The following is a 24,584-nucleotide window of genomic DNA, read 5'->3' as shown; positions in this document are numbered from 1 at the left end:
ACTTTTGTGCCTCAGGCAGGATGCAAAACCCTGTTCTGACCTTTGCCCAACTTTTACAACAGAGTTTGGAACAGACCGTGACACTTAAAATTGCAATTCTGAAGGAAACGGCAGCCGATGAAAGACGGGTTGCCATGATTCCATCAGTGGCCCAGCGCATTGCCAAACTTGGAGCCTCCTTGGTTCTGGAACAGGGTGGGGGAGCTGCTGCCACTTATACGGATGCAGCATACACACAGGCCGGTGTCACCACAGAAGCGGATCAGCAGAAACTTCTGGGGGATGCTGATATTGTGCTGGCTGTGCAGCCGCCCAGCGTGGAAACGGTAAAAAAAATGAAGCCCGGCAGCCTGCTGGTGTCTTTCATTTACGCCAAAACGGAGCCTGATCTGGTAAAGGCTTTGCGGGATGGCAAGATCACTACATTTGCCATGGAGCTTATTCCGCGCATCAGCCGGGCACAGGCTATGGATGCACTTTCCAGCCAAGCGGCTTTGGCCGGGTATTACGCACCTCTGCTGGGCTGCGTGCACATGCAGAAAATCCTGCCCATGATGACAACAGCCGTTGGCTCACTTCGGGCCGCGCGTGTGTTGGTAATGGGTTTGGGTGTTGCCGGGTTGCAGGCTTTGGCAACAGCGCATCGGCTTGGCGCTGTTTGCGAAGGTTATGATGTGCGCCCCGAAACCAAGGAAGAAGCAGAATCCGTTGGTGCGCGCTTTGTAGATACGGGTGTAGATGCTCGGGGCGCTGGCGGGTATGCACGTGAACTGACACCAGAAGAAAAAACAAAAGTGCGTGCTGCACTCAGCCAACATATTGCACAGGCTGATCTGATTATCACCACAGCAGCTGTCCCCGGCAAACACGCACCACGCCTGATTGATGCAGACCAGTTGGCCGCCATGAAAGAAGGGGCTGTTGTGGTGGATATGGGTGCACCCAATGGCGGAAACTGCGAAGGCACAAAAGCCGGAGAAATTATTAAAGTTGGGCCAGTCACATTGGTAGGTCCCACTAACCTGCCATCCTGCCTGGCAGCTCAGGCAAGTGAGCTTTATGCCAAGAATATCTATAACCTTTTAGAACAGGTCGTGCATGACGGCGTACTGAAACCTGATTTCACGGATGATGTCATCAAAGGCACCACCCTTACGCATGATGGTGCAATAACCAATGATGTCATCAAACAATTTATCGAAAGCGCTCCTGCGGAGAAAGTATCATGATTACCGCAACATCCATGACCTTTATTATCGCTTTATACATTTTCATGCTGGCAGCCTTTACCGGCTATGTGGTGATCAGCCGCGTACCATCCATCCTGCATACACCCCTGATGTCTGGCTCCAACTTCATCCACGGTATTGTGGTTGTTGGTGCGCTGGATGCGTTGTTTAACGCAACCAGCATTTACGGACAGATTATTGGCTTTATTGGGGTTTTTCTAGGAGCAGGTAACGTGATGGGGGGCTATGTGGTAACAGACCGCATGCTTGCCATGTTCCGGCCCAGCCAAAAACCGGCACCTGCCAAAAAGGAACAGCAATAAATGTTTATTGAATACATTGTGGGCCTAAGCGGCCTTATTGCTGCCGGCCTGTTTATTTACGGGCTGAAAGCCATGTCATCCCCTGTTACGGCTGTATCTGGCATTGTAACAGCCGGTTACGGTATGATCTTTGTTATTGCAGCAACTTTTCTCAATTTATTTAACGTAACTGAGGCCGCCAAACCGCACCTTCTGGTAAATGTGGTACTGGCCGTATTAGCTCTGGTTCTGGGTTGCGCATGGGCTGGCTGGCGTGGTCGTACCGTGCAAATGACAGCCATGCCACAGATGGTTGCAATTTTTAACGGTATGGGCGGTGGTTCTGCAGCATGCTTGGCCGCTGTAGAACTTTTAAGCGATGACCCAACATCTCCGCTACACCTTACCATTACCGTTTTGGGTGCGCTTATCGGGTGTATTTCGCTTACCGGTTCCATTATCGCATGGGCCAAGCTGGACGGCCGGATGAAAAAGCCGGTGCGCTTTGGTGGTCAGCGTATTTTCAATGCCGGGGTGTTTCTTGTTGCTCTGGTGTTGGGCGCACTTACGGTCATGCAATATGCCACCCCAATGGGAGAACTCCCGCGGGATCTGTTCTTCCTGACGGCCCTGCTGTTTGGTGTGTGCATGACACTGCCTATCGGTGGTGCCGATATGCCGGTTGTTATTTCGCTCTACAACGCATTTACCGGGTTGGCTGTTGGGCTTGAAGGGTATGTGATGAACAACCCCGCCCTGATGATTGCAGGTATGGTTGTAGGCTCTGCCGGCACATTGCTGACTGTGCTGATGGCCAAGGCCATGAACCGCTCACTCACCAACGTGTTGTTCAGCAACTTTGGTGATAGCACCAGCAGCGCCAAAGGCCCGCAGGGTGAAATGAAATCTGTTGATCCAGCAGATGCTGCCACCACCATGCGTTATGCATCCAGCGTGATCATTATTCCCGGTTACGGGCTGGCCGTGGCACAGGCACAGCAGAAACTTTACGAGTTTGTCAAGATTCTTGTTGCCGATGGTGTGGATGTTAAGTTTGCCATCCACCCCGTTGCTGGCCGTATGCCGGGGCATATGAACGTTCTACTGGCCGAGGCTGGTGTACCATATGACATGATTTATGACATGGATGACATAAATGATAGTTTTGCCACAACGGATGTTGCGCTGGTTATTGGCGCCAACGATGTGGTGAACCCGGAAGCCCTGACCGATAAATCCTCCCCCATCTATGGCATGCCTATTTTGAATGCTTACAAAGCACATCAGGTGTTTGTCATTAAACGTGGTACGGGCGTGGGGTATTCCGGCGTGCAGAACCCTCTCTTCTTCCAGAAGAACTGCACAATGGTATTTGGAGATGCACAGGCTGTGCTTTCCAAAATGGTTGAAGCTGTCAAAAGTCTTGGCGGCTCCTGAGCATGACAAGGGCGAGGCTTATTCCTCGCCCTTTTTTATTTCTCATATCTGTTTGTAAAATAAAGGAAGCATATCATGTCCGGAAAAATGAAAGCCGCTGTGGTTCATGAATTTGGCAAACCACTGACCATTGAAGAACTGGACATTCCCACCATTAAACCTACCCAGATTTTGGTTAAAATGATTGCCTGCGGCGTGTGTCATACAGATTTGCATGCCGCCAGCGGAGACTGGCCCAAAAAACCACATCTGCCCTTCATTCCCGGCCATGAAGGTGTTGGCACGGTTGTGCAGGTTGGCAGCGAGGTAGATTGGGTAAAGGAAGGTGATGTTGTGGGTGTGCCCTGGCTGTATTCTGCCTGCGGCCATTGCGAACACTGCCTGGCAGGCTGGGAAACCCTTTGCCCGAAGCAGGAAGAAACTGGCTATTCCGTAAACGGCTGCTTTGCCGAATATGTGGTGGCAGACCCTAACTACATTGCTCATCTCCCCAAAGGCGTAGATCCCGTAAAAGTTGCCCCCGTACTATGCGCCGGCCTGACCGTTTATAAAGGCCTGAAAATGACAGATACGCGCGCAGGGAACTGGGTTGCCATTTCTGGCGTTGGGGGGTTAGGCCAAATGGCCGTGCAGTACGCCGTAGCAATGGGGCTGAATGTTGTGGCGGTAGATATTGATGATGAAAAACTGGCAACCGCCAAAAAGCTTGGTGCAACGTACACCGTGAATGCCAGAAATACAGACCCGGCAGCATTTATGCAGGAAAAGGTTGGGGGCGTACACGGTGGATTGATCACCGCTGTTTCCACCAAAGCATTTTCTCAGGCTATGGGTTATGTGCGGGCAGGGGGCACTTTGGTGCTAAATGGCCTGCCGCCGGGAGATTTCCCAATTTCTATCTTTGACATGGTCATGAATGCCATTACCATTCGCGGCTCCATAGTAGGCACACGGCTGGACATGATTGAAGCTCTTTCCTTCTTTGCGGAAGGGAAGGTAACATCTGTCACCACAACGGATCGGATTGATAACATCAACGCAATTTTTGATGCGCTCAAGAACGGTCGGGTGGAAGGCCGCGTGGTTCTGGACTTCCGCAACTGAGCAACTCCTAATCTCAGAAACAAAAGAAGGGTTATTCTGATGGCTTATGCAACAATCAATCCCTTCACCGAAGAGCAGGTGAAGACATTCCCCACCGCCACAGATGCGGAAATTGAAACAGCGGTTGGCAAGGCTGATGCCGCTTTCCAGAAATGGAAAAACTTCTCCCATGCAGATCGTGCACGCATTCTGCAGAAAGCAGCTGACCTGCTGCGCGAAAATCTGGATGAGTATTCCAAGCTGCTGACCCTTGAAATGGGCAAGCGCTTTGCTGAAGCTCAGGCAGAAACGGAACTATCCGCTGCTATTTTCGAATACTACGCCAAGAACGCTGAAAAGCTGCTGCAGCCGCAAGACCTGCCCGTAGCAGACCCGCAGGAAGGCCGCGCCAAACTGGTGTACGAACCGCAGGGAATCATTGTTGCGATCGAACCTTGGAACTTCCCGTTCTATCAGGTTGCCCGCATTATCTCCCCTCAGCTTTCCGCCGGTAACACTGTTATCCTGAAGCACGCTTCCAACGTGCCGCAGTGTGCTGCTGCCATGGAAAAACTGATGCTGGATGCCGGGCTGCCAGAAGGAGGCTTTATCAATCTGTATCCGTCCCACGCACAGCTTGCCACGGTTATTCAGGACCCACGCGTACGCGGCGTTGCCCTTACAGGTTCTGAAGGTGCAGGTGCCAAAATTGCTGCTACAGCCGGTGGCGCACTTAAAAAGTGCATCATGGAACTGGGTGGCTCTGATGCGCTGATCGTGCTGAACGATGCAGACATTGAAAAAGCCGCCAAATGGGCTGTTTTTGGCCGCCACTGGAACGGCGGGCAGGTGTGCGTTAACGCCAAGCGCATGATTGTGGAAGACGGTGTTTACGACAAGTTTGTAGAGCTGTACCGCAAAGGCGTGAGCGCCCTGCGTATGGGTGATCCGATGGACCCCAACACCACCATGCCGCCGCTTTCTTCCCGCGGGGCTGTAGAAGACCTGAAAAAGCAGGTTTCTGAAGCTGTGGCACACGGTGCAAAAGCAGAAGAAGTTCCGCTGGAAATGCCCAACAAAGGCTGTTTCTTCCGCCCTGTTATTCTGACAGATCTGGATGAAAGCAACCCGGCACGCCGTTGGGAATTCTTTGGTCCGGTTACCATGCTGTTCCGCGCAAAAGACGCAGACCATGCTGTGGAAATCGCCAATGATTCCCCATACGGTCTGGGTGGCTCCATCTTCTCTCAGAACGAAGAAAAAGCAACTGAACTGGCCCGCAAGATGGACACCGGCATGGTGTACATCAACCACCCAACAATGGTGAAAGCTGATCTGCCGTTTGGTGGTGTGAAGCGTTCTGGCTTTGGCCGTGAGCTGATTGACCTTGGCCTGAAAGAATTCGTCAACACCAAGTTGATCGATATCGTGGACATTGACGCACCGTTCTAATAGGCGCGCTTCAACCCAACAAAAAAGGCGGAGGGAAATTTCCCTCCGCCTTTTTTATACCGTGTAACGGCAAATTTTTTTAATTACTGCGGCACAACCTGTGCAAAAGCCCAATCCAGCCAAGGCAGTAGGGCACGCACATCTGCCGCTTCTACCGTAGCACCACCCCAGATACGCAGGCCCGCAGGAGCATCACGGTAACTGGCCAGATCAAACCCAATGCCTTCTTCGGCCAGAATGGTCAGCATCTTTTTAACTGTTTTGGTCTGCTCTTCGCGCTCAAGAGCCAAGAACCACGGGGCAACAATACGTAGGCAAATTGCTGTTGAGGAACGCTCTTCACGCTTCTGAGCCAGAAATTCTACCCAGTCCGTTTTTTCCACCCACATGGTCACTTCAGCCAGATTGGCCTGGCTGCGTGCTTTCAGCCCTTCCAAACCACCGGCACCTTCAGCCCATTTCAGGCTGTCCAGCGCATCTTCTACGCACAGCATGGAAGGTGTGTTGATGGTATCACCCCGGAAGATACCTTCAATCAGACCATTCTTGTTCGTCATACGGAAGATTTTAGGCAGTGGACGTGGAGCCTGAAAACTTTCCAACCGCTGCACAGCCTTGGGGGAAAGGGCGATCATGCCGTGGGCGGCTTCACCCCCCAAAGCTTTCTGCCAAGACCATGTCACCACATCCAAGCGGTCCCACGGCAAATCCATTGCGAACGCGGCAGAAGTGGCATCACAGATCACCAGCCCATCATGCTGCGCTGGAATGGCATCTGCTGAAGGAATACGCACACCAGAGGTGGTGCCATTCCATGCCAGCACCACATCATGGTTCCAATCAACCTGCGTCATATCTGGCAGACTGCCATATTCGGCTTTCAAAACCCGTGTGTTTTCCAGCTTAAGCTGGGTAACAATATCTTGCGCCCATAGTGCTGAGAAACTTTCAAACGCCAGCACATCTACCGGGCGTTCCCCCAACATGGACCACAAGGCCATTTCCACCGCACCGGTATCAGAAGCAGGCACGATACCTACGCGCCAACCTTCTGGCACACCCAGAATGGCGCAGGAGCGGTCTATAACTTCTTTCAGCCGTGCACGCCCTTCTGCAGAGCGATGCGAACGCCCTACCAACGCATTTGCCAGCGTCGATACATTCCAACCCGGCCGCTTTGCGCACGGGCCAGAAGAAAAGCATGGATTAAGGGGACGGCTGGCCGGACGAGGAAGAACGGATAAGGAAGCGGCTGTCATAACCTTGGCCAGAATAGGGGGGAGAAGAAATCTGGTGCGAGAGAGGGGACTCGAACCCCTAAGCCCTTTCGGGCGGTCGATTTTGAGTCGACTACGTCTACCAATTCCGTCACTCTCGCAGCGTGGCCCTTTTCCTATCAGCAAATTGCCGCCGGGAAAAGAGGCATGCATGCTTTATCGGCACACTCTTTTTGTACCATCAGAGGCAATATAGGTGCCTGTCTGGGTATCAAAGCATGCATTTTGCACACAAGAATTGCCAGAAGAAAGTGGCTGCGGGTAATTTTGCACACCCATCGCCATATTTTCACGCGCAGCAGTTCCGCACAGCGGTGTGTTCAACGGTGCAGAAGGGTCATTCGTCAAATGGCTGTCATTCGTTGCAGACGGCTCGGTTGTCAGGCCCGGCGCAAAGCTTTGTGGCGGAATACGATGCCCCTGCTGAGGCGCACACCCTGCCAGTAGCCCTCCCGCCAGACACAGGCTGACAACACCAACAGAAAAACGGATGGACATGCGCTTTCTTCTTTCCTGACAGCGCGGACCGCTCCGCCCGCGTGGTTTGTATTGGCCGATCATAAACCTGATTGGCATTGCAGCTCAACTCAGCCTGTTACAGTTCCAGCACGCCTTGCTTTGGCTGGTGTGTGCCATCACCAATCACAGCCGGGCGGGCACCATCACCAAATGTCAGTTCTACGCGTTCGCCATCACGTAATTGTCCAGCACTGGTCACTGGCCGCCCCTCCGCCGTAACAAGCGCATACCCACGGGCCAACACAGCGCGGGGAGAAACAGCTTCCAACTGCCCGGCAATGCCTGCAAGAGCTGTCCGTCTTTCCCGCACCAAGGCTTGTAATGGAGCTGGAGATATCCGTAGGCGGCCCAACCGGGCATCCTGCCTTTGGAATGTATGTGCCATGCTAGCTTGCAACATGTTCGCCAGCACAGCCAAACGGGTGCGCCGCCCTGCCAATAAGGCTTCAACCGCAGGCATATGGCGTTCAACTGCAACCAGATCTGCTTTCCGCCGCTGCACCAAAGCGGGTAGGGCAACATCTAGCCTACGGCCTCTATCATCCAGCTGCATACGTGCTGTCTGCAACAGGCTAGGCAGATCCGGCATGGCAGAAGATGCACGATCCAGCCTTAAGCGTGCGGTTTGCAGCAGGCGAGAAAGCGCACCCAGTGCCCGTGCGTTACGGTGTTCTATATCTGCCAGAAGTTCCGTGCGCACTGGCACGGCCATTTCTGCAGCGGCTGTGGGTGTTGGCGCACGCCTGTCTGATGCAAAATCAATCAGGGTTGTATCTGTTTCATGCCCTACGGCAGAAATCAGCGGAATGGTACACGCAGCCGCTGCTCGTACTACGGCTTCATCATTAAAAGCCATCAGGTCTTCTAGTGATCCACCGCCACGCGCCACAATCAGCACATCCGGCCGTGGCACTGTGCCTTGGCCATCAAGCTGAGAAAACCCATCAATAGCCGCGGCAATACGGGCGGCTGCGCCTTCCCCCTGCACGGGCACGGGCCAGACAATCACAGGCCGCGGAAAACGCCTTTGCAAAGTTGTGCAGATATCATGCAGCACAGCGCCTTGAGGTGATGTTACCACCCCGATCACGCGCGGCAAAAGTGGAATGGCTTTTTTACGGGCTGTATCAAACAGCCCTTCTTCTGCCAGCCTGATGCGCAGGCGCTCAATACGGGCCAGCAAAGCGCCTTCGCCCGCATATTCCATCCGCTCTACAACAAGCTGATAGCTGGAACGCTCACCATATGCCGAGATCTTACCGGTGGCGATAATCTCCACCCCGTTTTCCGGCGCCAGACCAAGGCGGGACACCGAACCACGCCATACCACGCCAGAAATTTTGCCCCGCTCATCCTTGAGCGAAAAATACACATGGCCGGAGGGGTAGCGTTTAAGTTCCGTAATTTCGCCACGCACACGCACGCGGCTGAACGTGCCCTCCAGCGTGCGCCGGATAGCCCCCGAAATTTCTGAAACGGTAAACTCCGGCACATTGTTGCTGGCCGATGGAATGTCAAACTGTTCGGTCATGCGGCTAACCTATGCTACAGACGCTCGCCCTGAAAAGAGCAGAACATCAAGATGCAGGAGAAAACAATGCGGGTACTTCTGGTTGGATCTGGCGGCAGGGAGCATGCGCTGGCCGCAACACTTGCCCGTTCTCCGGAACTTTCAGCCCTGTTTATCGCACCCGGCAACCCCGGCACAGCAGAAGTTGGGGTAAATGTGCCCATTGGTGCACAGGATGTTCCTGCTCTTGTGCAGTTTGCTCTGGAACAAAAAGTCGATCTGGTTATTCCCGGCCCGGAAGCCCCATTGGTGGCAGGGCTGGCCGATGCCTGCGCCCGCGCCAAACTGGCCTGTGCCGGCCCCACGCAGGCTGCTGCCCGGCTTGAAGGCAGCAAAAGCTTTACCAAGGAAATCTGCTACGCTGCCAACATTCCCACAGCGCAGGCAGAACGTTTTACAGATGTAAACGCTGCCTTGACCTATGTGCGTGAAAAAGGCGCACCCATTGTTATCAAGGCCGATGGTCTGGCAGCCGGAAAAGGCGTTGTGGTGGCCACCACACTGGCTGAAGCCGAAAGCGCTGTGCAAGACATGATGGCTGGCGGCTCACTTGGTGATGCAGGCCGCTGCGTGGTGATTGAAGATTGCCTTGTAGGTGAAGAAGTCTCTCTTTTTGCATTCTGCGCAGGTGAGACAGCAACGCTGATTGGCGCTGCCCAAGACCACAAACGCATTGGAGATGGAGATACCGGCCCCAATACCGGCGGAATGGGCGCTGTTTCTCCGCCAAAAGGTTTTGGTCGGGCAGAACAGGAAGCTGCGCTTGATCTGCTGGTACGCCCCATGCTGAAGGAGATGGTGCGCCGTGGCACGCCTTTCCGGGGTGTTATTTTTGCCGGCCTGATGCTGACAGATAGTGGCCCGCAGCTGATAGAATATAACGTAAGATTTGGTGACCCGGAAGCCGAAGCATTGTTGCCACGCCTTACTTCTGATCTTCTTCCGGCTCTCAAGGCTCTTGCAGAAGATCGGCTGGATACCGCACCTGTCACATTTTCAGATCAAGCATCCGTTTGCGTTGTGATGGCAGCGCGCGGCTATCCTGGTGCGCCTGAAAAAGGTGCTGTTATTTCTGGTGTTGAAGATGCCAACAAACTGCCTGATGTGCAGGTCTTTCAGGCTGGCACCAAGCTGAATGCAGCAGGGGAACTTGTTGTAGCCGGAGGACGCGTACTGGTTGTTTGCGCCTTGGGAGACACCGTGAAACAGGCGCAGGAACGCGCTTACGAAGGCGTTAAGGCTATTTCATGGGATGGCGCAACATGGCGCACAGATATTGGTAACCGCGCCCTTTAAACAGCTTTAAATAACAGTCCTTGGCCATGCAGACCGGCTTCTGTTTGGCTAAGGGCTTGCTGTTTAGCAGGGCCGCCCCAAAACCAAGGCATCTGAGCCATCTTCATAATACTTTTTGCGCAAACCCAATTTTTCAAAACCCTGTTTTTCATAAAGGGTTCTGGCAGATTGATTATTTACTGAAACTTCCAAAAACAGGGTTTGCGCCCCTTTGTGTTGCGCAACCTGAGCACACCATGCCAACAACTGTTGGGCCAAACCGCGTTTTCTATACTCTGGTAATACGCAAACTGTTAGAATCTCTGCTTCATCCACCACACTTCGTAACATGATAAAGCCGGCAGGGTGATCTTTCACCATCACAATACCTGCATGCACTCCCGGAGATAATAGCAAAGCCGTTATGGCTGCTTGATCCCACTGGGCACCTGTATTGAAGCATTGCGTATGCATGCCGGCCAATAGCTGTGCATGTGCAATGCTTGCTTCCCATACATGCACGGTCAAACTGGTTGGGCCCGTAAGCCATCTGCCGGCAATTTGGCTTCTGGCGGATCTACATACAGCGGAACAGGATCTCGCGGAGGGAGCTTTCCCCTGTGGCGCTTTAATGCTGCACCGGCAATTTGCTCTGGCGTTGGCATGCATAGTGGACTGTGAATAGCATGTGAGAAAGAAAGAGCCTCACTGGCATCACCTGCCACCAACCAACTACCTTCTGGTGCCTGCCAATGAGCTATCATAACTGCGCGCACATGCTGAGCATCTTCAACAAATACCCGGCCACGCCGTGCCGGTGTAACCACTAGCCACCCTTGTAACTCTGGGTGATGCTGCAATTCTGCATTCAATGCAGGAGCCAAAGCTTCAGCCCGCGTTACGCCCACCAATGGGCACCCGGCACCCAGCGCAAACCCTGCAGCTACAGCGCAAGATGCGCGCAGGCCAGTAAAAGACCCAGGGCCGACAACTACAGCTACAAGATCTGGTTGTATGCCAGTTCCTGCACCCCAACCTGTTTTTTGCAAAACTGTATCGGCAAGAAGGTTAATGCTCTCTGCTGCCTGCTTACCTGCCACTACCTCTGCACTCAGCACAGAAAGCTTATCACCTTCGGCCAGAACGCAAGCGGCCATCCCGCAAGCAGATTCTCCTGCCGGGCTACCATCCAGAACCAGAATACGCTGCACCATCATGGAATCACGCAACAGGCTTCTTCAAACGCCAAACGTGGGGCACGTGGGAGCTGATTTTCAAAATCTCCATACCCAAGGCACAGTAGAAAGTTTGCACGCCAGCCTTGTTCAGCCAGAAAAGCGTCTTCCACCAAAGCCTGATCGAACCCGGAAATTGGCAGAGCATCAAGCCCAAGGGCACGAGCTGCCATAATCATATAAGCCCCTTGCAGCGTACCGTTCCGAAAGGCGGTTTCCTCTGCCAACCCAACGTCTGATGCAAACCATGAACGCAAGTTTTCCTGCGGGCACAAACGCGGCAACTGCTCAAAAAACAACGGGTCATGCGCAACAATGGCAATAACAGGCGCCCCCATTACCCGATTGACGTTGCCCTCAGACAAAGCAGGACGCAACCGCTCACGCCCATCTGAACCGGTAATGAAAACAAACCGGGCTGGGCTGCAATTACCGGATGTAGGCCCCATTTTTGTGAGATCATAAAGCTGGCGCAGCAAATCTTCTTCGATTGTGCGAGTTGTCCAGCGGAGGGGCGTACGCGCCTTTCTGAAAAGGAGATCCAGCCCGTTTTCATCCAGCATATGTATCTTGCCCTGTCTTGCGTCTATCATTGAAAGGGCAGGCATAAAAAAACACCTGCCTGCTTTCTATGCCACGCTTTGGTGCGCGACAAAAGCAGACAGGTGCAGCACTTAGTCTACTTGTTCGACAGAAACCACTTCTGGCACGTAATGGCGCAGCATGTTTTCTACGCCATGTTTAAGCGTTGCGCGGGAAGATGGGCACCCAGAGCACGCGCCCTGCATGGTCAAGCGCACGATGCCATTGCGATAACCACGGAAAACAATATCCCCGCCATCACCCGCTACGGCTGGACGCACACGCGTATCCAGCAGCTCCTTAATCTGCGTAACAATTTCTTCGTCTTCGGGGGCAATGGCATCTTCTGTAACAGCTACGCCTTCTGCCACGACAGGGTGCCCGGCCACAAAATGATCCATAAGAGTGGACAGAATTTGAGGGCGTAGTTCTTCCCAATCTTCGGAATCTGCTTTTGTTACAGAAACAAAGTCGTTCCCCAAAAATACGCGGGAAACACCGGGAAGAGCAAACAAAGCTTCCGCCAAAGGAGAACGGCCAGCTACGGCATCGGCATCAATAAAATCAATGGTGCCAGCGTCCCCCATAACTGCCTGCCCGGGCAGAAATTTGAGCGTAGCAGGATTGGGTGTGCCTTCGGTTTCTATAAACATGACCAGTTGAGCCTGAGTAATGAGGAAAGAGAACTTGTTATCTTTCAGTTGGCATTAGAATGCGTACGAAACAAGTCCTGTATTCAAAGAAAAACGGTTCTTCTTAGGTGAATTCGCTTTGAATAATCAACTTTCCTTAATTTTACATGGCAGAATGTTTGCCTTGCTCTTTGGCAAATCTGCCATGCAGTTATGAAGCAGAAGGTAACCCAATTTAAAGCAGACCTTAACTGCGTAATGATTGCTCTTGCTGCAGCTTCTTCCTTAACGCAGGATCATGGGCATAAATGTACAAACCTTTGACTGCCCTTGTCATGAGCACATTGATGGCATTGAGCATGATCTGCTCCTTCACCTGCTCTGGTTGGGCCAAGCCATCCTTACCTGCAAAAGCTGCACCATCTTCATAACGTGTGGGGTCCAGGCGCAAGCAATCTGCTTGTGCATCATACGTAACAGATGGGCCCAGAATGAGCCCTACATAATTCAGATCAAACCCCTGCACGGTATAAACAGATCCAACCTCATTGATTGTATCGGGTCGTTCTGCCCAAGGCAGTTTTTCATCTGGCTTTGAGAGATCCCACCGCAGGTGGAAACGTCCTTCATCAATAAAGTGCTCTTTGCCATCCAATCTGTAAGGATAATCATAAGTTGCAACGATACGTGACAATCCGCACTGGTTATTTTTCTGTTTGATTAACTCGTACATTTCTTGAGTATCATCAAAACATCTAAAATCAAAATCCTGCTTTTTTGGGAAGGGTGTCACTTTTTTTGCACAGAAATTTTTTATCCATTCCAAAACATCTGTATTTGCATGCATACGAAACTGATCTGTCAGATAAAAGGTTTTTACCGGAAACCCACTTATAATTTCCGAAAGTGTATTTTTATTCCAATAACTTTTAAACTTCAAAACCTGTTTTTCATCAAAAACAAGGATAACAATCCTGGCAAGCTTTATAATCTCTTCAAGATGATTGTTTTGGTTAAATCTATTGTATTTATCAGGACGCGTTAAAAGAAGATGTGCTTCATCAATGAGCACAACATCAGCTCTCTTTTTTAATTTATTCATTTTATTGATAAATGTTGTTGGGCGCTCAAAATCCTTTTTCCTGATATACGGAAAATCTTCTGATATATTTGTATACAGCTTCATCATTTCAGGATGATTCACAATAAGGTAGTTTTCCTTTCCAGAAAAACAGTCTTCATCCTGAGAGCTTCTGGACATGCGCTGCAAATCATTAAATATAGAATTTATAACAAGGCTTTTTCCTGTTCCGGCATCACCTTCAATAACAAAAATAGCGTGTTCATCTTTTTGGTGGGCTTTGCAAAACTCAAGAATATCTTGTTTTAATAAAGTCTGTGTGGGCGATAGTTTTTGAAAGGGTGAAAGCTTCTTTCTTGCATTATTATCTTCAATAACTTCGTTTTGAAAAGCAGACATATCTTTTTTCCTTACCTCATAAAAAAAGCCTTTCTTGGAAACAAGAAAGGCTTTTTCAAAAACATTCTTAGATTTAAATCCTTAACGCAAGATACCTGTATGACCAATGCAATACCGGCCTGGTTGCGGCCACACAGTGAGACCATGAGGTTCTGCACCGACAGGGATTTTGATCATGGAACCATCATCGGTATTGATTTTGTAAACAACATCATCAAACCGGCCTGACAGCCATAGGCTTTTACCATCTGCACTTACATTTCCCATATCTGGGCTACCGCCACCGGGAATAGGCCAATCAGCTACAATCTTATTGGTTGCAAAATCAATAACTGTAACACCACCTGCCTTACTGTGCGGTTTACCATGAATTTTATGAGATCCACGGTTGGCAACATACATTTTTGTACCATCGCGGCTGGGGTACAAACCGTGTGTACCTACACCTGTATGAATAAAACCTGTTTCCTTAAATGTATCGCCATCTACAAGGAAAATACCATCTGCCATCATATCAGCAACGTAAAAGGTTTTTCCGTTTGGAGAGATCAGAATATCCTGCGGCATGCCACCACTGGAAAGGGCAAGATAGCCCAGAACTTTTTTGTTTACTGTGTCAACTTTCACAAGGTGACCACCAAATTCACATGTGAAAATGGCATAGCGTCCATCAATTGAAAAATCTGCATGGTTCACGCCCTTACATTGCGGAACTTCAACAGATTCCTGCAAAGCCATTGTATGCGGATCACGAAAATCCAGCCGTTTGCGGGCTTCTGCGACCACAATGGCCGATTTGCCATCTGGCGTAAAATACATGTTGTAAGGATCATCCACCTGCACAGCAGGGCCGGGCTTGGCTGTACGGGGGTCTATTGGCGTCAGGCTACCGTTTGTCGTGCCTTCGGCATTGTTAGTAACCCATAATGTCCGCAAATCCCACGAAGGCACAACGTGTTGCGGGCTTTTACCAACAGGAAAACGATCCACGACTTTTGATGTCGCAGGGTCAATCACCGAAACATCATTGGAACGTAGGTTTGGCACATAAACACGTGCCGGATCTTGTGCCACTTCCGGTGAGATATTTCCCGCCCGTGTTTCACTATAAAGGTTACTTGGATCAATAACGGGAGGCATACCCGGAATTGTTTCAATTTTTGTAGCTGAAGTTGCTGCATTTTGCGGAACAGGCGTAGAAGCCGGTGCAGGAATTTCAGCTACTGGCTGCTGCACCGATGGGGCAGGTTGCGTAGCATCTTGGGCAAACGCCACTGTTCCAGTGCTCATCACCGCAGCTAAAGCCGTTGCCGCTATCAAATAGGCTTTGGAAGCCATTACACTATACCTCATTATCTCTGGCACCATGATTTATCTATTATATCAGGTTCGATTTATCATGGTGCCCTAATAAGGTCTATTCTAATCTTTTTTAAGTAGAGAACCTATGTTCTATTCTGTAAAATAACTTACACTTATTTATTTCGTGCATCGTTAATAGCAGAAACTGCCGCAGTAATCTGCATATTAACCCCGACCAGCCCTAAACTGGCCGATGCTTTGCGCGGGTCCCCTCCATAAATACCTTGCGCGCTTGATGGCGAACCAGATTTTTGTAACGCATCCAGCCTTACCATTGTTGGATCAATAGCCAGCATCAGTGATGTGTCACTTATATCTGCGTGCATACCAACATCTTTTGCATATCCATGCTGGCTGAGCCATTGAGTATACTGATGCGGTATAACGCTATAATATTGCTTTACATAAAGAGCCTGCGCCTGTGTGCCAGACCATTCCTTATTCAGTTGCGTGGCAACTTTATCCAAAGATTTCTGATAACCACCATGATCGCCTATAAAAACGATCAGACGAAACCCCTGAACCTGAAAACTTTTTGCAGCAGATGCTATCAATTTTTCAAAAACATCTGTCGGAACAGTAATGGTTCCCGGAAACTTCATATGCGAAGTGCGGGGAGATATCCCTCCTTCTGGAACATATGAAACAACCGGTGCTACAAGAGTTTTTCCAGATTTCTCCGCTATTCTTTGCGCTATTTCCATCACACGCGTGTTATGCTTGCCAACCGCAATATAAGGCCCACTCTGTTCTGTTCCACCAACAGGAATAATAAGAGTTGTTATTCCACAGGAAATATCAGACTGGATTTCTGTCCATGTCTGTTTTTCAAACAAAACAGAAGAAGGAATGGCAGAACAAGATGTTTCTGCCACTGCACTATAAGTTTCTGCTCCGTTTGCAACCAGAGCAGAAAACCCAATACCAGCCAAAGCCAAAAACTGCTTTTTCATTATTTCTTCACTAACAGCGGAGCAAGAAACCGGCCTGTGTAACTTTCCGGACATGCAGCAATATCTTCTGGCGTGCCTTCGGCAACAATCTGCCCGCCGCCATCACCACCTTCGGGGCCAACGTCTATAATCCAGTCTGCCGTTTTAATAACTTCAAGGTTATGTTCGATCACCACAACTGTGTTTCCCTGATCAACAAGGGCATGCAAAACCTCCAGAAGTTTTCTTACATCTTCTGTATGTAGGCCTGTTGTTGGTTCATCAAGAATATACAGGGTACGCCCCGTTGCCCTACGCGCCAGTTCCTTGGAAAGTTTAACGCGCTGTGCTTCGCCACCAGAAAGAGTAGTCGCCTGCTGGCCCAAAGCGACGTATCCCAAACCAACTTTTTGCAGAATGGCCAATCTATCGCGAATACGAGACTGAGCCGAAAAATAGGGTAAGGCTTCATCCACACTCATGGCCAGCACATCTGCAATGGATTTGCCACGGAACTTGATATCAAGTGTTTCACGGTTATAGCGCTGTCCTTTACAGGCATCGCACGTTACAAACACATCTGGCAGAAAGTGCATTTCAATTTTGATAACACCATCACCCTGACATGCTTCACAACGCCCACCTTTCACATTGAAGGAAAAGCGGCCGGGTTTGTAACCCCTTGCTTTACTTTCTGGCAGTTCCGCAAACCAGTCTCTTATGGGTGTAAAAAGATCTGTGTAGGTTGCTGGGTTGGAACGTGGCGTACGCCCTATAGGGGATTGGTCAATATCAATAATCTTGTCTAACAGTTCCATCCCCTTGATACGCTTATAAGGCTCTGGCGATGTACCTGCTCCCATCAACTGGCGAGAAAGTGCTTTATAGAGCGTATCAATAACCAGAGTGGATTTTCCGCTACCAGATACACCGGTGACGCAGGTAAATGTACCAAGCGGGAAGCGGGCCGTTACGTTTTTCAGATTATGCCCGGTAGCACCTTCAACAGTTAGAACTTTCTTTTTATTTATCTTCCGTCGTTCAGCAGGAACATCAATCTTCTTGCGGCCGGAAAGATAAGCACCTGTTAAACTATCGGGCGATTTGGCAACCTGCGCTGGCGTACCTTGGGCAACAACATTACCCCCATTTACACCTGCACCTGGCCCCATATCTACAAGCCAGTCTGCACTCCTGATAGCATCTTCATCATGTTCAACAACAATCAGTGTATTTCCAAGGTTTTTCAAACGCTGCAACGTGCCAAGCAGACGTTCATTATCGCGCTGATGCAGACCAATAGAGGGTTCATCCAGAACATATAAAACACCTGTCAGACCAGAACCAATCTGACTGGCAAGGCGAATACGCTGGCTTTCCCCCCCAGAAAGGGTTGCTGAACTTCTTGAAAGAGTGAGATATTCCAACCCTACGTCATCAAGAAACTTCAAACGTTCCAGAATCTCACGCAGAATACGGCGTGCAATTTCGGCCCTTTGCGGCGTAAGCGTTGGTAAAACCGTATCAAACCAGTCCAGAGCTTGCCCTATGGGTAAATCCGTGGCTTGCGCAATATTTTTCCCTGCCACACGCACAGAAAGAGCCTCTGGGCGCAACCGTGCACCTTCACACACATGGCAAGATTTTTCTGACTGATATCTGGAAAGTTCTTCTCTTACCCACATACTTTCTGTGGTACGCAAGCGTTTTTCCAGGCTTTTAATCACGCCTTCAAATGGTTTGGAAACAACGTAGCTTTTCCTGCCATCTTTATAGGTGAAATCTACATTTTCTGGAGTACCATAAAGAATACCGTTTTGTACATTTTCTGGAAGATCTTTCCATGGTGTGTCCATGCTTACAGAAAAATGCTGTGCCAAACTTTCCAGCGTCTGCTCCAGCAATGGAGATTTTGCATCTTTCCATGGCGCTATAGCACCTTTAGCAAGACTTAATGTTTCATCTGGCACAACAAGATGCGGATTGAAGTAGGTTTCCACCCCGATACCGTCACATGCCGGACAAGCACCTTGAGGTGCATTAAAAGAAAAAAGCCGAGGTTCAATTTCTTCCAGTGTAAACCCACTTACCGGGCAAGAGAAATGTGATGAAAAAACAAGTTTTTCTTTTTCTTTGCTTTCATCTTTAGAAACCTCTTCAGCATACACAATACCATCAGAAAGTTCTAAAGCGGTTTCCAGACTATCAGCAAGGCGCGTTTCAAGCCCTTCCTTGACCACAACACGATCCACCACAACTTCTACAGTATGGCGTAACTTTCGGTTCAGGCTTGGAACATCATCAATCTCATAAAGTGTTCCATCCACTTTTACACGTGTAAAACCTTTACGTTGAAGCTCTGCCAGTTCCTTCCGGTATTCTCCCTTTCTGTCACGAATAACAGGGGAAAGAAGCATCAGGCGTGTGCCCTCCGGCAACGCCATAATACGGTCAACCATTTGGGTAACTGTTTGTGCTTCAATTGGCAGGCCGGTAACAGGAGAATACGGCACACCCGCCCGCGCCCATAACAGACGCATGTAATCATAAATTTCCGTAACAGTACCAACTGTGGAACGCGGGTTTTTAGATGTTGTTTTCTGTTCAATAGAAATGGCAGGGGAAAGACCTTCAATGGAATCTACATCTGGCTTACCCATCAATTCCAAAAACTGACGCGCATAGGCAGAAAGGCTTTCCACATAGCGGCGCTGCCCTTCAGCGTAGATTGTATCAAACGCCAAGGAAGATTTGCCGGACCCGGAAAGCCCTGTCATGACTGTCAGCTTATCCCGTGGAATATCAATATCCACGTTTTTGAGGTTATGAACCCGTGCGCCGCGCACCCGGATACTTTGCTGACCGGAAAAATCTGATTTTTTCATGTAAGAAATCTGCCGCCGTTCCTGTTTTGTCCTAGTATGCCGCCTAAGGCCACCTTCATGCAATGCGTGATAAGGCGACGGCAGCCATTGTCTTTAATCTGATATGGGCAAGCCATGCCCTAATTGCCATTGCGCATCATGCTCTGATTGACCATCTAGAACATATAAACAGATAAAAGCCGGCCAGAAGGATATTATCCATACTGACCGCAGCATTGGATTAAGGATACAAGAACATATGGAACACCTTCTCGGCCAGCCGCAATCTGCTACACAAAACGGCGCAACATCTCCTCAGAACACGGCTCCTGTAATTACAGACGGGTCTCAAGCCACATTCATGCAGGATGTGATTGAAGCAAGCCGTTCTGTTCCTGTTCTTGTTGATTTCTGGGCAGACTGGTGCGGCCCCTGCAAGCAGCTTGCCCCGGTGCTGGAAAAGGTAGTGACAGCAGCGCGCGGCAAAGTGCGCTTGGTTAAAATTGATATCGAAGCAAACCGTGCACTGGCAGGACAGCTTGCTCAGGTTGGCTTGCCGTTACAGTCCATTCCACTGGTTGCAGCCTTTTGGAAAGGGCAGATTCTGGATCTGTTCCAGGGTGCTTTGCCGGAAAGCGAAATCAAGAAGTTTGTCGAAAACATTCTAAAAAGTAGTGGTGGTGGCATTCTGCCCGCAACAGAACAACTGCGTGAAGCAGATGTGGCGCTGGAAACAGAAATGCCAGCCCGTGCGGCAGAACTGTATTCCTCCGTTATTGGGGAAGAACCAGAAAACCCACGTGCATGGGCAGGGCTTATCCGCGCCATGTTGGCACTGGATGACGAAGATGCCGCTGTTGCCGCTCTAGCAGACGTACCCGCCAAAATTACCGATAGCCCGGAAGTGGCTGGCGCACGTGCTGCACTGGATCTGAAAAAGGAAGGACGCAAGGCAGCGGAAGAAATGGAAAGCATACGTGCACGCCTTGCTGCCAACCCGGAAGATTTTGAAGCTCGCTGCGAACTGGCAACAGCCCTGAATGCCGCCGGAAAACGGGAAGATGCCGCAAACGAGCTACTGCATATCATCAAGGTAGACCGGAACTGGAAAGACGGCGCAGCCAAACAGCAACTGCTACGTTTTTTTGAAGCATGGGGAAATGAAGAGCCCGCAACAGCAATTGCGCGCCGCCGCCTGTCTTCCATGCTGTTTTCATGAGGATGTAAAACTTTTTGGCTGCCGTATTTTTTCAAGATGAAGATGATATTCCCCGGCGCATTCCCAAGCTGGGGGATATCACTTTGGCCGATATCCCTCCAGAAATCGGCCTATTCCCGTTAAGCGGTGTTGTTCTTCTACCTCGTGGAAGACTACCGCTTAACGTGTTTGAACCGCGCTATATCGCATTGGTGGAAGATGCACTGGCAACCCAGCGCCTGATAGGAATGATCCAGCCGCGTTGGCGGGAAGAAGAAGATGAAGATAACGGCGCTCCACCCCTGTATCCAATAGGCTGCCTTGGCCGGATTGTTTCCTTTACCGAGCGATCAGACGGCACCTATGCCATTACACTTGCAGGTCTTACCCGATTTAGGCTTTTGCGTGAAACAGAGGAAACACGCGGGTATCGGCAAGCCCGGATAGATGTTTCTACCTTTGCAGGGGATCTGAACGAAATTCCGTCTGCTCCGTTTGACCGGGAAAAGCTTCTGGGCTCCATGCGGCGTTACTTCCAGAAAAAAGGGCTACAGGCCCGTTGGTCTCTGCTGGAACAGATGGATGATGATATCCTGCTGGTCACATTGCCCATGATCTGTCCTTTCCCTCCGGCAGAAAAACAGGCATTGCTTGATGCCGAAGATCTAACTGACCGTGTGCGGGTGCTACAAACACTGCTAGACCTGTCTGGTCCGGAACAGGAAGGCCCACCTTCCTGAACCTTTTACTGAGGAACAGAGAACTGATGTCTGACACACCTCCACTTGATTCCCGGCTTCTTTCGGTGCTTGTGTGCCCTGTCACCAAAGGGCCTCTGACTTACAATGCTGAAACAAACGAACTGATCAGCAAGAAGGCCGGTCTTGCCTTTCCGATCCGGGATGGTATCCCCATCATGCTGCCAGATGAAGCACGCCGCCTGGAAAGCTGAACCCACAGCTTTCTCTCTTTCTCCTTTACAATGAACCCGTCCATGCTTCTGGCGAAAAAAACAGGCACCCTGATCGGAAACCTTCTTTTGGTCTCTCCACTGCTGGTGGCATGTCACGGGCCTATTGAAGGGGACAACATTGATGTGCCCCCTGAGCGGCCGGGGCGCTTTCTGCCTGAAGCTGCTCCGGCGGAAGCCAAGGCAGCCGAACAGGAAGAAAGCCTGCGCGAAGCCCAAGCCGCACGTGAGGGCAAGCCTGAGCAAGTTCAGCCACCCAAACCCGAAGAACGTTACGAAACACTGCCCGATGCAGGTTCTGGGGCTGCGGGATCAATGGAAACAGAAGACGGGCATACCGTTACCCCACAAACCCAAGCTATTTACGGCAAACCGGCGGACAGATCTCCAGGCCATTAACGCCGGAGGGTCCTGCCACGCTTATTAGCCCTCATGTTCTGCTTGGTCTGTATGCCTACGGCGCAGGATATTGGCACACACCATGCCGATCACACCTGTCATCATGCCAATAGCCGTTGGAATAGCACCCCCTCCGGGTAAAATACCCACCAGAACGCTACTTAAAGAGCCAAGACTAAATTGCATTGTACCCAGCAAGGCAGAGGCACTGCCCGCCTGATGTGCATGGCGTGAAAACGCCATAACGGTGCCATTCGGCCCAATAAAACCCAATGCACCAGTAATGCAGGTGATCAGCCCACATGTCAGCCACGGATGGGCTAGGCCCGCTAAACCTGAATAGGCCACCATCACAAAAACTCCGCCCATAATCAAAGCCCAGACAATGGCAGCCTCCAGCAAAGCTGGCATGGCAAACCTATGCACAAGCCTACCGTTAATTTGTGTTCCCAAAATAAAGGCAGCGGCATTCATGCCAAAAAACATACCAAAAGCTGTGGGAGAAAAATGAAGCACCTGTTCAAACAGAACCGGCGCGCTTCCCAAATAGGCGAACATCACAAAAGTGGAAAAAGTTGTGATAAGGGCATTAGAAAGAAAAACAGGCTCTCGCAGAATAGTGCGATAACGCGTGAAAATTTCAAAGGGGGCCAATCGCATCCGATATGCGGGGGAAAGCGTATCTGGCAGCATACATATAATGCCAATCATCCCCAGAACGGCGTATAAGGTGCCACTCCAGAATATCCACCGCCAGTTCCCAAATTCCAGCACGAGGCTCCCCATACTAGGGGCCAGTACAGGCATAACACCAAACACAAGCGTAAGCTGCGCCATAATATGCGCACCTTTTTTGCCGGTTGCGACATCCCTTACAATGGCACGCGGAATAACTGCACTGGCAGATCCACCAAAAGCACCAATAAACCGCATGATGCAGAACAGGTGATAATCCCGCACCACGGCACACATGGCAGATGCAATAGCAAAAACGGCAAGCCCTATAACCAGAGGAATCTTGCGCCCAAATCTGTCTGACAGCGGGCCTTGAGAGAATTGGCCAAAAGCCAGCCCTAAAAACCATGCTCCCAGCGTAAACTGAGCAGAACCTGCACCTCCACCCAAATCCCGCTCAACATCAGGAAAAGCCGGAAGGTACATATCTGTCGCAAGGGGGCCTATTGCCGTAACGAGCCCCAAAAGCAGAATAAGCCGTAGCGGCAGCCCATTTTTAAAAAGGGCAGGGTGGGTGGAAGATGTTGTCATGATATCAGGCACCGAAAAAGAACGTTCTGTTCTTTCTCTTGATCTGCATCATTTGTCTATGAATGCAGACACAACGCATCAATGCTTTAGGCATAAAAAAAGCTGCCAGAGTGTCTGGCAGCTTTTTTGTAGAAGCTTACTTGCTTTCGGTTGCTGCCGGCGGCGGGGCCGGAGGTGCACCGTTTCCGCACATGGGCGGCATCTGGGGTTCAGGGCGTTCAGCAATCTGCTTCAGCTGTTTCTTGGTCAGAATATCATGAACCTGCGTTTCAACCTGTAAGCGCTGTGTTGCGCGCTCGGTCTGCATCGTGCTGATCTGCTGTTCAATCTGCTGCAGCTTAGCCTGATCAACCGGACCGGGAGTTGTCAGCACTTCACGTTCCTGCTGATGCAGGCTGTGAATCTGTTCCATATCCGCTTTCGGGTCAGAAGGCTTGTTTGCGTCAAAAATAGCTTTCAGCTTTTTCTTCTGGGCGGAGGTCAGTTTAATGCCGTCCAGTTTCAGGATCGGGCCACCCATACCGTGATGATGCATCGGGCCACAGCCCGGACCACCCGGAGGAGGAGCACCAACAGCCGGAGTGGCTTCCTGAGCATGTGCAAAAGAAACTGCTGATGTCATCATTCCCAACGTCAGCGCTGTGGCCATCAAAACTTTTTTCATCAGATTCGCCTTATAAAATCTTTACCGTAACAAAGTGCATAAACACCTTGTCTGCTTTCTGACTAATGACAAAGGCTTGTGTCTGAAAAAAGGCATAATTTTAAAAGAAAAATGTTTTGTGTCTGCTTCCGCGCAAAAACAAGAACAAAGCCTTGCCAGCTGTACGAATAAGAAGGATACCTAAATTCTAAGGCGACCGTTTGCGATTACCGCCTTACTACGGCACATTAACTATATGACCCGTATTTTTGTTGATTCTGACGCATGCCCCGTAAAAAACGAAGTGTATCGTGTGGCCAGTCGTTACAATATGCACGTTTTCATTGTCTCAAACAGAATGATTATGGTGCCTGAATCATCTCTGATTGAACGCATAGTTGTAGATGCTGGGCCAGATGTAGCAGATGATTGGATTGCTGAGCGCGTATCAGACGGAGATATCGTGATTACAGCAGATATTCCGCTGGCTGCGCGATGTGTTGAAAAAGGTGCTTACGTTCTTGAACCTAAAGGGCGAATTCTGGATGGTGATGCCATTGGCATGGCACTGGCAGTGCGCAATCTGATGACAGATTTGCGTTCAGCCGGAGTTATGACGCCAGGCGGAAGCGCGTTTGGAAAAGCTGATCGATCCCGCTTTCTCTCCGCTCTTGATACGCTGGTGATCAAGGCACGCAAGCCCCGTTTACGCCCACTGACATTGCCGAACGGGTGAGCAGCTTAAAATACAGTTAATTATTTTTTGGAGGTTTTGATAAGAACTGGTGGAGCCAATCGGAATCGAACCGACGACCTCCTGAATGCCATTCAGGCGCTCTCCCAACTGAGCTATGGCCCCACACTATTCTTGCACACA

24 protein-coding genes and 2 tRNA genes are annotated in these 24,584 nt (G+C 50.3%); 11 read left to right on the top strand and 15 right to left on the bottom strand.

The genetic code is table 11. The annotated features are described in order from the left end of the window. The first annotated feature begins 77 nt into the window (after window positions 1-77). The 5 genes from EOV40_RS00360 (at window position 78) to EOV40_RS00340 (ending at window position 5,503) form a co-directional block, all read left to right on the top strand. Window positions 78-1,229 carry an NAD(P) transhydrogenase subunit alpha gene (locus EOV40_RS00360; protein WP_128104723.1) on the top strand — a complete coding sequence of 384 codons (1,152 nt, stop codon included), beginning with the start codon at window positions 78-80 and terminating at the stop codon, window positions 1,227-1,229. After that, window positions 1,226-1,552 (top strand): NAD(P) transhydrogenase subunit alpha, encoded by a 327-nt coding sequence (locus tag EOV40_RS00355; RefSeq protein ID WP_128104722.1) that lies wholly within the window; start codon window positions 1,226-1,228, stop codon window positions 1,550-1,552. Before EOV40_RS00360 ends, EOV40_RS00355 begins: the two co-directional genes overlap by 4 nt. Beyond that, window positions 1,553-2,968 (top strand): NAD(P)(+) transhydrogenase (Re/Si-specific) subunit beta, encoded by a 1,416-nt coding sequence (locus EOV40_RS00350; RefSeq protein ID WP_050818960.1) that lies wholly within the window; start codon window positions 1,553-1,555, stop codon window positions 2,966-2,968. It begins immediately after the preceding gene. 75 nt (window positions 2,969-3,043) lie between these two features. Continuing rightward, a complete protein-coding gene (gene adhP / locus EOV40_RS00345; RefSeq protein ID WP_050818959.1) occupies window positions 3,044-4,072 on the top strand; it encodes an alcohol dehydrogenase AdhP in 1,029 nt (342 codons plus the stop codon). Between the two features lie 39 nt (window positions 4,073-4,111). Continuing rightward, window positions 4,112-5,503 carry an NAD-dependent succinate-semialdehyde dehydrogenase gene (locus EOV40_RS00340; protein WP_128104721.1) on the top strand — a complete coding sequence of 464 codons (1,392 nt, stop codon included), beginning with the start codon at window positions 4,112-4,114 and terminating at the stop codon, window positions 5,501-5,503. Window positions 5,504-5,586: 83 nt separating this feature from the next. Here the strand turns inward: EOV40_RS00340 and EOV40_RS00335 are convergent, their stop codons facing one another. The 4 genes from EOV40_RS00335 to xseA all read right to left on the bottom strand — a co-directional run bounded on the left by EOV40_RS00335 (window position 5,587) and on the right by xseA (window position 8,830). Beyond that, a complete protein-coding gene (locus EOV40_RS00335) occupies window positions 5,587-6,762 on the bottom strand; it encodes a phosphoserine transaminase (RefSeq protein WP_128104720.1) in 1,176 nt (391 codons plus the stop codon). Between the two features lie 32 nt (window positions 6,763-6,794). Next, window positions 6,795-6,881, bottom strand: a tRNA-Leu gene (locus EOV40_RS00330). Window positions 6,882-6,936: 55 nt separating this feature from the next. Further along, on the bottom strand, window positions 6,937-7,278 hold the full coding sequence (locus EOV40_RS00325) for a hypothetical protein (protein WP_003623232.1): 342 nt from the start codon (window positions 7,276-7,278) through the stop codon (window positions 6,937-6,939). Between the two features lie 97 nt (window positions 7,279-7,375). Then, window positions 7,376-8,830, bottom strand: coding sequence for an exodeoxyribonuclease VII large subunit (gene xseA / locus EOV40_RS00320; protein WP_128104719.1), 1,455 nt, complete (start codon window positions 8,828-8,830; stop codon window positions 7,376-7,378). 51 nt (window positions 8,831-8,881) lie between these two features. Between xseA and purD the strand changes: the two genes are divergently transcribed. Beyond that, window positions 8,882-10,165 (top strand): phosphoribosylamine--glycine ligase, encoded by a 1,284-nt coding sequence (gene purD, locus EOV40_RS00315; RefSeq protein WP_128104718.1) that lies wholly within the window; start codon window positions 8,882-8,884, stop codon window positions 10,163-10,165. Between the two features lie 63 nt (window positions 10,166-10,228). Here purD and rimI read toward each other — a convergent pair whose 3' ends face one another. From rimI to uvrA, 8 genes are all read right to left on the bottom strand, one after another. Further along, window positions 10,229-10,666, bottom strand: coding sequence for a ribosomal protein S18-alanine N-acetyltransferase (gene rimI, locus EOV40_RS00310; protein WP_208729288.1), 438 nt, complete (start codon window positions 10,664-10,666; stop codon window positions 10,229-10,231). A gap of 2 nt (window positions 10,667-10,668) precedes the next feature. Continuing rightward, window positions 10,669-11,361 (bottom strand): tRNA (adenosine(37)-N6)-threonylcarbamoyltransferase complex dimerization subunit type 1 TsaB, encoded by a 693-nt coding sequence (tsaB, locus tag EOV40_RS00305; RefSeq protein WP_128106163.1) that lies wholly within the window; start codon window positions 11,359-11,361, stop codon window positions 10,669-10,671. Further along, a complete protein-coding gene (locus EOV40_RS00300) occupies window positions 11,358-11,987 on the bottom strand; it encodes a malonic semialdehyde reductase (RefSeq protein WP_128104716.1) in 630 nt (209 codons plus the stop codon). Before EOV40_RS00300 ends, tsaB begins: the two co-directional genes overlap by 4 nt. A gap of 66 nt (window positions 11,988-12,053) precedes the next feature. Continuing rightward, window positions 12,054-12,614, bottom strand: coding sequence for a NifU family protein (locus tag EOV40_RS00295; protein ID WP_050818950.1), 561 nt, complete (start codon window positions 12,612-12,614; stop codon window positions 12,054-12,056). Window positions 12,615-12,840: 226 nt separating this feature from the next. Beyond that, window positions 12,841-14,073, bottom strand: coding sequence for a DUF2075 domain-containing protein (locus tag EOV40_RS00290; protein ID WP_128104715.1), 1,233 nt, complete (start codon window positions 14,071-14,073; stop codon window positions 12,841-12,843). Window positions 14,074-14,154: 81 nt separating this feature from the next. Continuing rightward, window positions 14,155-15,441 carry a YncE family protein gene (locus EOV40_RS00285; protein WP_128104714.1) on the bottom strand — a complete coding sequence of 429 codons (1,287 nt, stop codon included), beginning with the start codon at window positions 15,439-15,441 and terminating at the stop codon, window positions 14,155-14,157. Between the two features lie 107 nt (window positions 15,442-15,548). Further along, complete coding sequence (locus EOV40_RS00280) at window positions 15,549-16,388, bottom strand: creatininase family protein (protein WP_128104713.1); 840 nt, start codon at window positions 16,386-16,388, stop codon at window positions 15,549-15,551. After that, on the bottom strand, window positions 16,388-19,252 hold the full coding sequence (gene uvrA, locus EOV40_RS00275; protein WP_128104712.1) for an excinuclease ABC subunit UvrA: 2,865 nt from the start codon (window positions 19,250-19,252) through the stop codon (window positions 16,388-16,390). The genes EOV40_RS00280 and uvrA overlap by 1 nt, the downstream gene beginning before the upstream one ends. 238 nt (window positions 19,253-19,490) lie before the next feature. Here uvrA and EOV40_RS00270 point away from each other — a divergent pair, with 238 nt between their 5' ends. The 4 genes from EOV40_RS00270 to EOV40_RS00255 are packed head-to-tail and all read left to right on the top strand — an operon-like array spanning window position 19,491 to window position 21,798. Then, window positions 19,491-20,450 (top strand): tetratricopeptide repeat protein, encoded by a 960-nt coding sequence (locus EOV40_RS00270; protein ID WP_128104711.1) that lies wholly within the window; start codon window positions 19,491-19,493, stop codon window positions 20,448-20,450. A gap of 14 nt (window positions 20,451-20,464) precedes the next feature. Continuing rightward, window positions 20,465-21,169 carry an LON peptidase substrate-binding domain-containing protein gene (locus tag EOV40_RS00265; RefSeq protein ID WP_050818944.1) on the top strand — a complete coding sequence of 235 codons (705 nt, stop codon included), beginning with the start codon at window positions 20,465-20,467 and terminating at the stop codon, window positions 21,167-21,169. 26 nt (window positions 21,170-21,195) lie between these two features. Beyond that, on the top strand, window positions 21,196-21,381 hold the full coding sequence (locus EOV40_RS00260; RefSeq protein ID WP_003623252.1) for a Trm112 family protein: 186 nt from the start codon (window positions 21,196-21,198) through the stop codon (window positions 21,379-21,381). Between the two features lie 30 nt (window positions 21,382-21,411). Beyond that, a complete protein-coding gene (locus EOV40_RS00255; RefSeq protein ID WP_128104710.1) occupies window positions 21,412-21,798 on the top strand; it encodes a hypothetical protein in 387 nt (128 codons plus the stop codon). 24 nt (window positions 21,799-21,822) lie between these two features. On the opposite strand, the gene EOV40_RS00250 is transcribed toward EOV40_RS00255, so the two are convergent. Together EOV40_RS00250 and EOV40_RS00245 are read right to left on the bottom strand one after the other, a co-directional pair. Further along, window positions 21,823-23,064, bottom strand: a complete 1,242-nt coding sequence (locus tag EOV40_RS00250) for a multidrug effflux MFS transporter (protein WP_128104709.1) — start codon at window positions 23,062-23,064, stop codon at window positions 21,823-21,825. A 136-nt stretch (window positions 23,065-23,200) separates the two neighbouring features. Further along, a complete protein-coding gene (locus EOV40_RS00245) occupies window positions 23,201-23,728 on the bottom strand; it encodes a Spy/CpxP family protein refolding chaperone (protein ID WP_050818941.1) in 528 nt (175 codons plus the stop codon). Window positions 23,729-23,963: 235 nt separating this feature from the next. Here EOV40_RS00245 and EOV40_RS00240 point away from each other — a divergent pair, with 235 nt between their 5' ends. Beyond that, window positions 23,964-24,443, top strand: coding sequence for a YaiI/YqxD family protein (locus tag EOV40_RS00240; RefSeq protein ID WP_128104708.1), 480 nt, complete (start codon window positions 23,964-23,966; stop codon window positions 24,441-24,443). Window positions 24,444-24,490: 47 nt separating this feature from the next. Here EOV40_RS00240 and EOV40_RS00235 read toward each other — a convergent pair. Further along, window positions 24,491-24,566, bottom strand: a tRNA-Ala gene (locus EOV40_RS00235). Window positions 24,567-24,584 lie beyond the last annotated feature (18 nt).

Origin of the sequence: Acetobacter oryzoeni (genome assembly GCF_004014775.2) — a bacterium.
Classification (GTDB): domain Bacteria; phylum Pseudomonadota; class Alphaproteobacteria; order Acetobacterales; family Acetobacteraceae; genus Acetobacter; species Acetobacter oryzoeni.
This window is presented reverse-complemented; position numbering and strand designations above follow the sequence as displayed.